We start from the raw sequence: 11,487 nt of genomic DNA on the forward strand, positions 1-11,487 counted from the left end.
ACCTACGACCTGTCCCGTTGGGTACCATTTAGCCCCAATGACTTGCCCAGCTCCGTTCGTAACAGTCCCATGCCAGCGAGTGTAGGAAGTGCTTTGTTCGTTGTAGCCTTTCAAGTCGTATCCCAGTTTTATATTGCCAGGAACATGGAGACGAACACTAAGATCCCCAAAGTGATAGTGCGTCACTCGTCCAGACGAATTGAATTCCCATCGAACAAGAATACCATCTTCTCGCTCAATTTGAATCCACTGCATGTTGTTCCAGGCGACATTGTCGCCCAAACCTTCACTTTCGGCAGCAGCCATCAAGTCTTCAAGCGCGGAATCGAACAGCGCTTGAGGCGAAGGCTGGTTGACTAGAGTGTAGCTGGGGGAGGGGATAGGCAGAGAGCTAGAGGCTTGCTCTGGGGCCTTGGCTTGCTGGTCACGCTCCGTTTGAGTTAACCCAGCAAGCGCGCCAACAAGGAGAAGGCTCATTGCCGTAGCGATAAATGAGATAGTGGCTAGCGATTTGCGCCTTGTTTTGGAAGCACTATCCATGTCTCGATTATCCCTAGGTGATGTTTGAGAGTAGCGACTTGAGGCTTTAGTCCCAAAAGTCCAAACTGACGATCAGTGTTTGATGAGAACTAGCATTGGCCTATACATGCCGTATAACTAATAAGCGCTAAGGAGCTGTGTTTATCAACCGAGGTTGGCGATCTCGCGTTTGGCCCGAGTGGCGTAGGCCGTGCCGGGACAGAGCTCAATCACCCGTTGAAATGCGGCGCGGGCCTTCTCCTTTTCGCCCAGGCGCAGGTACGCAATTCCGAGCTCGCCGTAGGTTTCGCCGCGCACGTGAATGCTGACCCGCGTGATCCGGTCGCCCAGATACTTGATAAAGCGCAGGCAGTCGTCGCGCAGGGTTTCGTACACCACCCGGGGTAGCCGCTCGGGGGGGAAGTACATCTCCTGCACATAAAGGGTGGCGGCGCGCATCATGTAAATGTTGGGGTCATTGGGGCGCAGGGCCACGGCGGCATCCAGATCGCGGCGCGAATCTTCTAACTGCTTCAGCGCTTCTTCCAGCTTGCGGTCGCGCAAAAAGGTCAGCCCCGCTCGCACGGTTTTGCCGTTGCCCCGCCACACCAAGGCCCGGGCGTCTTTCGGGTTCTTCTTCAGCATCGCCTCAATCTCGGCGTAGGCGGTTTCAAAGGTGCGGACGTCCCCGCGGAACACGGCAAAAAACTTCTCCCGGTACTCCACGATAAACGGATCTTCTTCGTAGAGACCGGGCTCGGAGATGCGGTACTCAGGCTTGGGCCACACAAATTGGGCCGGGGCCAGGGCCGGTACGGCCACCAGCAGGGCCAACAGTGCGAGCGGCATGCACCGAAGGAAGCGGGTCATACCAGGTTCTAACGCAGAGGCGGCCCCGATGTTTCCCGGGCTCCGACACTTATCACCCCCGATCACCCTTCACCCCGGGTAACGTCTCAGGAATCATGCCCTTGACGCGCGACCAAATGGCGATGCGCGCCGCCCAAGAACTGCGGGACGGCTTTTACGTAAACCTTGGCATCGGGATTCCCACCCTGGTGGCGAACTTCATCCCCCCGGGCATTGAAGTGGTTTTGCAAAGCGAAAACGGGATGCTGGGCATGGGGCCGTTTCCTTACGAAGGGGAAGAGGATCCCGATCTCATCAATGCGGGCAAACAGACCATTACCGAAATCCCGGGTACGGCCTACTTCAGCTCGGCCGACAGCTTCGGCATGATCCGGGGCGGCCACATCGACCTCACCATTTTGGGGGCCATGGAAGTCAGCGAGCAGGGCGACCTGGCCAACTGGATGATCCCTGGCAAGCTGGTGAAAGGGATGGGCGGCGCGATGGATTTGGTGGCCGGAGTGAAGCGCGTGGTGGTGGTGATGGAACACACCAACAAAGCGGGCGAGAGCAAGGTGCTCCCGACCTGCACCCTGCCCCTCACGGGACAACGATGCGTGAATATGGTCATCACCGATCTGGCCGTGTTTGAAGTGGAAAACGGCGGCCTCGTGCTGAAAGAACTCGCGCCTGAAACCACGGTGGAAGAAGTCACCGCCAAAACCGCCGCCAAGTTCACCGTGAGCGAACACCTGCAATCCGTCGCGGTTTGATGCCACGCATTGCAGGGTCGCTTTAAATCAAGCTGCGAGGGTCGGTGAGCCGACCGGTGAGCGCGGTGGCCGCCGCCGTGAGCGGACTCACCAGGTGGGTGCGCGATCCCGGGCCTTGTCGACCTTCGTACGGTCGGTTGCTGGTGCTGGCCGAACGCTGTTGCGGGCGCAGAATGTCGCCGTTCATGCCCAGGCACATGCTGCATCCGGCCCGGTGCCATTCAAACCCGGCATTTTGGAACACCTGATCCAGACCTTCTTGTTCGGCCTGAGCCCGCACCGCCGCCGAGCCCGGCACCACCATGGCCCGAACTCCGCTGGCCACTTGGCGGCCCTTGATGACCGCGGCCGCTTGCCGCAGATCTTCGATACGGGCGTTGGTGCAGCTGCCAATAAACACCGTGTTGATGTCCAGATCTCCGACGGGGGTGCCGGGGGTCAGGCCCATGTACATTTGAGCCCGCTTTTCAGCCGCATCTTGCGGTTCGGGAATCGCGCCGTCAATGTCCACGGTCATGGCCGGGGTCGTGCCCCAACTGACCTGCGGCTTGAGTGATCCTACATCCAAATGCTCGGTGCGATCAAAGGTGGCCCCTTCGTCGCTGGGCAGCTGGCGGGCGTAGCTGACCATCTCCTCAAAGGCCGATCCTTTGGGCGCATAGGGTCGCTCTTCGGCCTGAATGTATTCAAACGTGATGTCGTCGGGAGCGACCATTCCGGCTCGCGCTCCCATCTCGATGCTCATGTTGCAGATGGTCATGCGCCCGGCCATACTCAGCGCTCGAATCGCTTCGCCCCGGTATTCGGCGACGTAGCCGGTGGCCCCGGCCGCGCCGAGCTTGCGGATGATGGCCAGGATGATGTCTTTAGCGGTGACTCCGTGGCCCAGCCGACCGGTCGTTTCAATCGCCAGGGTTTTGGGCCGCTTGGGCGCGCGCAGCGTTTGGGTCGCCAGGACGTGTTCCACCTCGGTGGTGCCAATCCCGAACCCCAGGGCCCCAAAGGCTCCGTGCGTGCTGGTGTGACTGTCGCCGCAGACAATGGTCAGACCGGGCAGAGTGAGTCCAAGTTGAGGGCCAATGATGTGCACAATGCCCTGTCGGCGGTCGTCGTAACCAAAGAGCGGAATGCCGAATTCTTGGGCGTTGCGGCTGAGCGCGGCCAGCTGCTGACCACTGAGGGTGCTTTCATCAATTGCGCGGCCATCGGTGGGCACGTTGTGATCCACAGTGGCAAAGGTGAGGTCGGGTCGGCGCACGGGGCGACCTTTTTCGCGCAGACCATCAAACGCCTGGGGGCTGGTGACTTCGTGCACCAGGTGGCGGTCGATGTAGAGCAGGACGCCGCCGCCTTCGAGGTCGCTGACCACGTGGGCGTCCCACACCTTGTCAAACAGAGTTCTTGCGTCGTTGCGACTCGCGTTTGCCATGTCTTGACGTTTAGTTTGGCATGAAATGAGTGGATCCCATGGTCGCAAGAGCCAAGGTTACGGCATCGCCTTCAAGACCGGGAACTCGGTGCCTTGGCCGGGTTCACCCAAAAATCCCCACGTCACCAGACCGTCCGTGCCTTCGGGCTCTAGCAAATGAAAAGCCAGGTGCCCCGTCTCGGGGGTGACGGGCACCCGCACCCAACCGGCCGGAATCGTGCGGGTCTGGCGGGCAAAGGTGCCCTCCAGGGTGATGAGCCGCACGCCTTGGAACGGTCGTGCCGCTTGGCGGAACTCAGAAATCGCAAAAGTTTCCACCGTTTGGTTAATCGGACTCGTGATAGGTTCGACCGTCAGTCCGTGCCGACGCATCAACCGAATGGCGGAGAGATACCGGCCCGGCAAGTAGTAAGCCGCGGGCACGCGCGCGGTTCGAACGGTGGTGAATCGGTCGTACACGGGCATGGTGATGGCCTCGATCGCCGCGGGGCGGCCGGTGGCGGGCCGGGCTTGTCCCGGGGCGAGCTTTTCTAACAGAACGGGTTCCGTGCGACCCACCGCAAGGTTAAATCGCACCCCCATTTCGGCCGGAAGAGGAGCCGGTCGGCGCAGGCGCTGAATCAACGCGCGGTCGCGGGCGACGCGTTCCAAACAGGAGGTCACGAACCCATCGGTGGCCACGGTGCGATCCCGGAAGTTGTGAAAACTGATGGCTTCGCTCAAAATGCCAATGGATCGGCGCAGAGCCACGTAGTTGGTCACGTAGCGAGCCTCGTAGCCAAAGGTTTCCCACACCATTTGGTTATTTCGGGTGACCGCATTCCCGTAGTCAAACAGTTCCCAGCCCCGATCGGCCTTCAGTTGGGCGCGAACTCCGGGCATAAGCACATCGCGGTTGTAGGCCAACAACGCCTCGGGCATGGTGGGCAAGGTGGGCGGAGCGTAGGTCAGCTCGTAGCCGTGACGGGTGCCATTGGTGGTATGGAGATCCAGCGTGACATCGGGATCCCAGGGCACATACACCGAATCCAGCGCGGCTCGCATCTCGGGCGAGGCGGCCTTGATGCAGTCTCGATTCAGGTCGAATCCCTGTGCGTTGGCGCGGGTTCCCACACGTTCTGGTCCATCTTGCCCGGGGCGGTTCACCGATTGCGAAGCAAATTTCTCGTTGCCATCTGCGTTGTAAATGGGATTGACCAAAATTACCATATGGTTGAGTAAATTCGGCCTCCCGGCGCGCACCTGCTGACTGATGCGGCGCATGATCATCAACGTCGCCTCCTTTCCTTCCACCTCTCCCGCATGAATGTTGGCTTGCAGGTAAACGACCAGCTTGCCCTGGCGTCTGGCCTGAGCGGCATTTTCAACCATTGGGTGGGCCATGATGGCCAAGGGAATGGGGCGACCTTCGGGGCTTTGACCGATCGTTCGCAGCTGAATGGGTGCGCCCATTTTGACCAATTGGTTCATAAAGGCCATCGTCTCGGCGTAGGTGCTCGTTTCGGTGTAGCCCGAGATTTCGGCCCGAGTTTGGGGCCAAGCGGGGCTCACCAGGGCCAAGGCGGCGGCAAGGGTCGGCAGCATAGTTAGGGATATACCCGCTCCGATCCGGTTCAGGCTCGTTCACGTAGCAGGTAGCCTTTACCCTGTGAATCAGCTTTCCTGCGTGGTGGTAGGAACCGGCGGTATGGGCCGCGAGGCCATGGAGGTCTTGCGGGCGGTCATTGCGCACGGCGCCGCTTACGAGGCCCTCGGGTTTATTGATGACAATGCCGCCCTGCACGGACGGTCGTTTCACGATCTGCCCGTATTGGGGGCCATGGATTGGCTCTTGGCCCGACCGGAGGTTGGCGTGGTGGTGGGGATTGGGGCCCCGGCGGTTCGATCTCGGATCACCGAGGTTTTGCGCCAGAACGGCAACCCGCTCCCGACCCTTGTTCACCCCACCGCAACGGTGGGTCGCGGCGTGACTTTGGGGGAAGGAACTTTGATTTGCCATCACGCCGTGCTCACAACCGACTTGGTTCTCGGTCGGGGAGTGATTGTGAACGTCGGTGCCGTCATCAGCCACGACGTGCGCGTGGGTGATTTTGCGACGATCAACCCTCTGACCTCGCTCAGTGGCAATGTCACGCTGGGGGCCGGGGTCGATTGCGGTTCGGGCGTGAGGGTCATCCCGGGGGTGACGGTGGGCGAAGGCACCATTCTGGGGGCCGGCGCGGTGGTCACGCGCGATTTACCTTCGCACGTCACGGCGGTCGGGGTGCCCGCGCGGGTGATCAAGACCCGTAATTAGCGGATCAGGCGGGCGGCGGCCCAGAACTCTTCTACCGGAACCTTAAGGCCCCGGGCAATCGCGATGGGGGCGGTGGATTCTTCTTCCACCGTCCATTCGGTGTTCATGCGTCGGACTTCGCGCCAGTCGGTAAACATGGCGCGCAAATCTTCGCGGGTCTCGCCGATGACGACCACGGTTCCTCCATCCCACCCTTGCGGGCCGATGCGCCACCAGTCGTTGTGCCGACCGAGAATGAGGGGGCGCGGCCCCGCACTTGCGGGCCAAAAGCGCCAGACCGCACTGCTTTGTCCGTAGTTGGTGCCCAAGATGGGCGTGCGCGTGCGTTCCTCCTCGGGAAGCGTTTGCCAGACTTCCGCGGCAGCCGCAGCCATCTCAGGCCAACCAAACATGTCGGCCATGCCCTGAATATCGTTGCGCTTGCCGGCTTCGCTGGCCGGGGGCGAAAACCCCGCCGCCCGACTGATGGAGGCCAGGGTCTGCACGGGCAGGACGGGCAGGGCGAGGCTGGCCATCATCAGCCCCGTCAGGCCCAAGGCCGCCGTGTACGCCGTTCGGAGCGCCGGGCGCGAGGCCAGCCAGTCGCTCACCACCAAGGCTCCGACCGGGAGCACAAAAGCATAGGCGGGGGTCAAGTAGTTTTCGCGGCTGCGCATGCTCACCATCAGCAGGAGGGCGACGGCCGTGAACCCAATCGCCATACCGCGCCATTCTGGGCGACGCCAGGCCATGATGAGCCCGGTCATCCACAAAATCACCGCAAGCGGATTGGTGACCACCGCCTGAACGATGACAAATTGATGGGGCGGAACCGGAAGGAGTTTTTCCGTGGTCGCGTTGCGGATGAATTCGAGGGTGACGAAGTCGTTTTGAACTTGCCACATCACGTGCGGGGCAAACAGGAAGGCGCTGATGGCTGTGGCTAGGTACAGGCCGGGAGCTTTGAAGTCAGAACGTCGTGGCGTGGCCACGGTCGCCAGCACCAGCGCCATGATCAGCCACAAGGCGCTGAGTTTGTTGAGCAGGGCCAGCCCCAAGACCACGCCCAAAATCGACCAGAGCCCGAGCGCCCGGCCTTCGGTGCGGCCGATGCGCAGCCAGAGCCAAACGGCCACGGCCCACAGCAGCACATCCCAGCCGTTCATGGAATATAGGTGACCCACCACCCGGTTGACGGGCGAGGCCGCGACGCCCAAAGCCGCAAGGCCTTGGGCCCATGCCGCGCCGCCCAACTCGCGAGCGATGAGCGCACTCATGACAATCGCCCCCAGGCCGGTGCCGATGGCCAGGCTGCGCATCACAGGGAGACCATCGCCAAACAGCTGGGTCGCCGCCGCCAGAATCCAGACGCAGAGCGGAGGGTGATCCACGTGTCCCCAGCCAAGATGAGCGGTATTGGCCAAGTAGTAGAGTTCGTCCCGAAAGAACCCGTACTGGTTGATGGCCAGCAAATGAACCCCCAGGGTGGTCAGCAAAATCGCCAAGAGCCCTCCCCACGCCACAGGGGCGAGAGGCGAGTCGGTGGCCGGGCGCGTGACCGAATCGGCAGGCATGCGTGCGCGTGTATTGTGCTCCCGATGGCCCCCTGAGCGGGCAATCCTGGCCCCGTCCCGGCCTCTCGGAGCGGTCGAACGTCCCGGGACCGCGTAGAATGCGGGCAACAGGGCATGTCGACGCGTCGCCACTACCGAAGCGTCTTCGTCTCCGATATCCATCTCGGAGCCGTGGGCGCACGCACTACCGAGGTCAGAGATTTTCTGTCCTCGGTGAGCTGCGATCGGTTGTATCTCGTCGGCGACATTATTGACGGCTGGGTCGGACGCAAGGATCGCAAATGGACTGCGCCCCACACCGAAGTCTTGCGTATGATTTTGGAGTTCGAGCAGTTGGGAACCCAAGTGTTCTATTGCCCGGGCAATCACGATGCCTTTCTTCGCCGGGTCCTGGGGGTCGAGGTGGGCAACCTGCTGATTGAACACAGCTTTACCCACACGACCGTGGAGGGTAAGGAGCTGCTGGTGGTTCACGGAGACCTGTTCGACAAAACCGTGACCGAACATCGCACCTGGGCCGTCATTGGGGCCTGGATGCACGAGTCGATCTCGATGGCCACCCAGAGACTGAGTCAAAAACGGCAAGAACGCGGTCGCCGGCCCATCGACTTAGCCTCGATGCTCAAAACGACGGTCAAGCGCTACATTGGCAAAAAAAGCCAGTACGAAGAGCTCATTTGCCAGTACGCTCGCGACAACGGTTTTGATGGGGTGGTGTGCGGTCACGTCCACCGTCCGCGTATTGAACAGAGCCCCGACGGCTTTATGTACGTGAACACCGGGGACTGGGTGGAGCACGCCACCGCCGTGGTGGAACATGAAGACGGAACGTTTGAGCTGTTGAGTTTGTGGGAGCCGCCCGCGAGCGAGAATCCCAAGATCGCCGAGGTGCTGCGGGGACTGGTCACCCCCAAAAGCCCTGAGTAAGGAGAAGCTTTATCGTCGTTCGTCTGATTGAAGCCCTGGGGTTCCGTGGCCTGTACCTGACGGTCTGCCGATTGACCGGTCAGCGAGCCATTCCGTCCTTGGCCGAGGTGGCATCGGCGCCGGGTTGGAGTGAAGAGGAGAAGGAAGATCTCTTGCTCAGCGCCCGTTACTTTTCTACGGGCAACTTTATGCGGGCCCTGCTGTTTGTGCCCTTTGTGATTTTCGGGCTCACCAAAAGCGGCTGGTTCATTGCCGGGGTGTTCTCGGTTCTCATCACTTTTCACCTGGTGCTGACCGTCATGGAGCTCTACAAGCTTCAGCTCGCCTTGCGGTTGGTGCCCGATCACGACAAGCCGCCGGTCAAAAAGGGCCCCCTGCCGCCTACCCATGGTGACTGGTGGTTCCGGCCCCGGGCCTTTGAGACCGAGGCCTTCTACCGAATGATCGGGATCAAGTTTTTTCAGTGGATCACCACAACGTATATCCAAAAGACCTCGATCAGTAAGGTGGATCGTCGTGAGGGCAAGAAAGTGGAGTTTGTCCAGCGACCCAACCCCCACGATCTGCACCAATTTGAGCTGCGTACTCGAGTTGGGGAAACGACCCACCTCATCACCGCGTTGTTTGACCTGATGCCCTTGATTCACGCCATTGCGACCAAAAGCTGGTGGTGGTTGCCGTATATTCTCTGGATCATATACGGCGACGTTGGGTGTACGTTCCTTCAGCGCTATCACCGCACGCGGGTGTGGCCTTTGCTGACTCGCTTCCGCGAGCGTGACCAGCGCAAAGCCCAGGAATCGGCATGAGCTTAAAAATCTTGGTGGTCTCGGCCAGTACCGGTAACGGTCACGTTTCGGCGGCCATTGCCATAACCGAAGAAGCCGAGCGGCAGGGACTGCAGGCCCGGCATGTTGATGCCATGGACATTGTGACTCCGGGTTTTCGACGTTGGTACCGGGGCGGTTATGAGACCCTGGTGCGTCGGCGACCCCGATTGTGGGGGCATCTTTACCGAGGCTCCGACCGCCCCTACTTTTACTATCAAGCCCAAACCGGGCTCGATACCACCTTTTGCGCTCCTCTGGACCGCATGATTGAGCGCGAACGTCCGGATTGGGTGGTCTGCACGCACTCTCTGCCTCAGCCCCGTTTGGCGCGGATTCGCCGCCGCGTGCCGTTCAAGATGGCCATTGTGGTGACCGACCTCTATGTCCACCGCATGTGGCTCCGCGGTCAGCCCGATCTGTTCTTTGTTCCCCAACCTTGGAGTCAAGAGGTTTTGCTGAAGCGCCTGCCCGAAACGGCCGGCCGTATTCACGTCACCGGGATTCCCGTGAACGGCGCCTTTGCTCACGCTCCCACCAAAGCCGAAGCCCGCGCCGCCCACGCCATGAGCGAGGATCAGCCGGTGGTGCTCATGAGTTCGGGGGGCATTGGTGGCGGGCCGCTGGTCGATGCCACGCTCGACCTCGCCGCCACGGGCGCGCATGTCATTGTGGTGGCGGGCCGAAACGAGGCCTCGCGCCAGGCTCTTGAGCATGCGGTGATGAACTACGACAATGTGACCGTCAAGGGTCACGTAGATCAGACCGAGATGGCCTCGCTCATGGCGATGTCCGATGTTTTGGTGGGCAAGCCGGGCGGTCTCACCACGTTTGAGGCTCTGACGGTGGGGATTCCCTTTGTGGTGTACTGGCCCTTCCTGATCCCCGGGCAAGAAGAGGGCAATGCCGAATTTTTGCAAGAGCTCGGGGCCGGGGTGATTGTCCGGGAACCCAGCCAGTTGGGATCGACCGTGAACGGACTGCTGCGCGATCGCGAGCGGCGTGCGGCCATGCGAATGGCGGCTCTCGCGCAGGCAAAACCGAACGCCGCCCCCGATATCGTGCGCATTTTGCGCGAACAAAGCGGCGCCTAGCCGTTTCCGCACAGGTGGCGATATTTGGCGGCCAGCACGTAACTGTGCTTGTCAAACGTATCGCCCATGATGCGCACAAAGGGTCCGGCCACAAACAACGCTTCCACCAGCATGATGACCAGCCCCGAGGGCATGTTCTTTGCAAACCGGTCGCTGATGAGGGTGATGACCCCCACAATCAGGGTGCTGAGGGGGATGTTGATGATGCTAAAGGCCACCACAAATCTCAATGCAGTCTTGTGGATGGGCCACATATCGCGCTGCAGCTCCAAAAATCGGTGAACCGGGTCGGCATGGGTTTTGGCGTAAAGCCGACGATTGTCCAGATACCAGCCAATTTGGTAGGCCACCGCGGTGATGACGAAGCAGAAAAAGAAGGTGGAGTACAGCCCAATCCACTGGTTGTCGGTCAGGCGTTGAAGAAGGGCCCCCGCTGCCACGCCCAGCATGTTCGTCCACCCGGTGGCAAAAAAGATGCCCATCATCATCCCGCGAAAAATCTCGGGTAAGCGGTGAGAATCCAGGCCGTCGTGCAGGATCTGCTTCCGCAGATAGAGAGCCGATTTGGCCACGGCCATATCTTCTTTGAACCGGCGGAAGTGATAGACCGGGTTCAAAAAGTCGATGACGACCTGCCAGCCCGAGCGGTGCGGGGCGTCGGGAGTCGGGGTCTCGGCGTCGTGGGTCGGCGGTTGCGTCGAAATGAGGGGCTCCCCCGGGCGAACGGGCGTTGCCTGTTTATACTCCCGACGGGGATTCTGGTTGCGGGGCGGCCCGAAAGGGCTCACCGGGTCTCGTAGAGTTGTCGGCGTGAACGGCGACAGGATTTCGGCTCCCACGGAGGGTCGCCCTCCTGATCTCGACAAAGGCACGGAGATCGCTGCGCGCTCTCCATGGCACACAGCCGGGGGCGTCGGTAGCCGGTGGTCGGGAGGGCGAGCCCCGATTCTCGGAGCGATCACGGCAGGTTCGTGCCACTGACGTGGCAACGCCTCGTCAGTGCTCCGTCGCGAGACTCAAGGCCACCGAGATCGGCGGGAATGCTCTCCTCCGACGCCCTTTCAGGGGTCGGATCACTTTTGGGGCCACACACCCGGGGTCTGATGACTCGAACTCGCCGATATCTTCCCCGAAGACGCCGAAGCGCTCCACCGGCTGAAGCTGGGCGATGCGCATTTCGTCCGGCTGGCCGAGCGGCATCATGTGGTGAACCGCGAGAT

General features: G+C 61.0%; 12 protein-coding genes. 5 read left to right on the top strand and 7 right to left on the bottom strand.

Annotation, left to right across the window (positions count from 1 at the left end; translation table 11 throughout):
• Together ACLNEE_RS15875 and ACLNEE_RS15880 are read right to left on the bottom strand one after the other, a co-directional pair.
• Window positions 1-540: hypothetical protein (locus tag ACLNEE_RS15875; protein ID WP_412007343.1), on the bottom strand; the 540-nt coding region annotated here is incomplete at its 3' end.
• 144 nt (window positions 541-684) lie between these two features.
• Window positions 685-1,368, bottom strand: coding sequence for a tetratricopeptide repeat protein (locus ACLNEE_RS15880; RefSeq protein ID WP_412007344.1), 684 nt, complete (start codon window positions 1,366-1,368; stop codon window positions 685-687).
• Window positions 1,369-1,484: 116 nt separating this feature from the next.
• Between ACLNEE_RS15880 and ACLNEE_RS15885 the strand changes: the two genes are divergently transcribed.
• Window positions 1,485-2,141 carry a CoA transferase subunit B gene (locus ACLNEE_RS15885; RefSeq protein ID WP_412007345.1) on the top strand — a complete coding sequence of 219 codons (657 nt, stop codon included), beginning with the start codon at window positions 1,485-1,487 and terminating at the stop codon, window positions 2,139-2,141.
• A gap of 22 nt (window positions 2,142-2,163) precedes the next feature.
• Here the strand turns inward: ACLNEE_RS15885 and leuC are convergent, their stop codons facing one another.
• A complete protein-coding gene (gene leuC / locus ACLNEE_RS15890; protein ID WP_412007346.1) occupies window positions 2,164-3,570 on the bottom strand; it encodes a 3-isopropylmalate dehydratase large subunit in 1,407 nt (468 codons plus the stop codon).
• A gap of 57 nt (window positions 3,571-3,627) precedes the next feature.
• The gene (locus ACLNEE_RS15895; RefSeq protein ID WP_412007347.1) at window positions 3,628-5,154 is read right to left on the bottom strand and encodes a M14 family zinc carboxypeptidase; all 1,527 of its coding nucleotides are present in this window, start codon (window positions 5,152-5,154) and stop codon (window positions 3,628-3,630) included.
• A gap of 64 nt (window positions 5,155-5,218) precedes the next feature.
• Here ACLNEE_RS15895 and ACLNEE_RS15900 point away from each other — a divergent pair, with 64 nt between their 5' ends.
• Window positions 5,219-5,866, top strand: a complete 648-nt coding sequence (locus tag ACLNEE_RS15900; protein ID WP_412007348.1) for an acetyltransferase — start codon at window positions 5,219-5,221, stop codon at window positions 5,864-5,866.
• Here the strand turns inward: ACLNEE_RS15900 and ACLNEE_RS15905 are convergent.
• On the bottom strand, window positions 5,863-7,350 hold the full coding sequence (locus tag ACLNEE_RS15905; protein ID WP_412007349.1) for a glycosyltransferase family 39 protein: 1,488 nt from the start codon (window positions 7,348-7,350) through the stop codon (window positions 5,863-5,865). The genes ACLNEE_RS15900 and ACLNEE_RS15905 overlap by 4 nt on opposite strands.
• 183 nt (window positions 7,351-7,533) lie before the next feature.
• Here ACLNEE_RS15905 and ACLNEE_RS15910 point away from each other — a divergent pair, with 183 nt between their 5' ends.
• From ACLNEE_RS15910 to ACLNEE_RS15920, 3 genes are all read left to right on the top strand, one after another.
• Complete coding sequence (locus ACLNEE_RS15910) at window positions 7,534-8,346, top strand: UDP-2,3-diacylglucosamine diphosphatase (protein WP_412007350.1); 813 nt, start codon at window positions 7,534-7,536, stop codon at window positions 8,344-8,346.
• A 107-nt stretch (window positions 8,347-8,453) separates the two neighbouring features.
• Window positions 8,454-9,155, top strand: a complete 702-nt coding sequence (locus ACLNEE_RS15915; RefSeq protein WP_412007354.1) for a glycosyl-4,4'-diaponeurosporenoate acyltransferase CrtO family protein — start codon at window positions 8,454-8,456, stop codon at window positions 9,153-9,155.
• Window positions 9,152-10,267, top strand: a complete 1,116-nt coding sequence (locus tag ACLNEE_RS15920) for an MGDG synthase family glycosyltransferase (protein ID WP_412007351.1) — start codon at window positions 9,152-9,154, stop codon at window positions 10,265-10,267. Before ACLNEE_RS15915 ends, ACLNEE_RS15920 begins: the two co-directional genes overlap by 4 nt.
• Here the strand turns inward: ACLNEE_RS15920 and ACLNEE_RS15925 are convergent.
• Complete coding sequence (locus ACLNEE_RS15925; RefSeq protein ID WP_412007352.1) at window positions 10,264-11,106, bottom strand: hypothetical protein; 843 nt, start codon at window positions 11,104-11,106, stop codon at window positions 10,264-10,266. The genes ACLNEE_RS15920 and ACLNEE_RS15925 overlap by 4 nt on opposite strands.
• A gap of 157 nt (window positions 11,107-11,263) precedes the next feature.
• Window positions 11,264-11,487: hypothetical protein (locus tag ACLNEE_RS15930; RefSeq protein ID WP_412007353.1), on the bottom strand; the 224-nt coding region annotated here is incomplete at its 5' end.

Origin of the sequence: Aphanothece stagnina RSMan2012, from assembly GCF_046764815.1 — a bacterium.
Taxonomy (GTDB): domain Bacteria; phylum Cyanobacteriota; class Cyanobacteriia; order PCC-6307; family Cyanobiaceae; genus NIES-981.

What these genes read in the sequence shown, in the direction of transcription:
- ACLNEE_RS15880 (WP_412007344.1), bottom strand. Translation starts at nt 1,368, where the DNA reads ATGCCGCTCGCACTGTTGGCCCTGCTGGTGGCCGTACCGGCCCTGGCC.
- ACLNEE_RS15885 (WP_412007345.1), top strand. Translation starts at nt 1,485, where the DNA reads ATGCCCTTGACGCGCGACCAAATGGCGATGCGCGCCGCCCAAGAACTG.
- leuC (WP_412007346.1), bottom strand. Translation starts at nt 3,570, where the DNA reads ATGGCAAACGCGAGTCGCAACGACGCAAGAACTCTGTTTGACAAGGTG.
- ACLNEE_RS15895 (WP_412007347.1), bottom strand. Translation starts at nt 5,154, where the DNA reads ATGCTGCCGACCCTTGCCGCCGCCTTGGCCCTGGTGAGCCCCGCTTGG.
- ACLNEE_RS15910 (WP_412007350.1), top strand. Translation starts at nt 7,534, where the DNA reads ATGTCGACGCGTCGCCACTACCGAAGCGTCTTCGTCTCCGATATCCAT.
- ACLNEE_RS15920 (WP_412007351.1), top strand. Translation starts at nt 9,152, where the DNA reads ATGAGCTTAAAAATCTTGGTGGTCTCGGCCAGTACCGGTAACGGTCAC.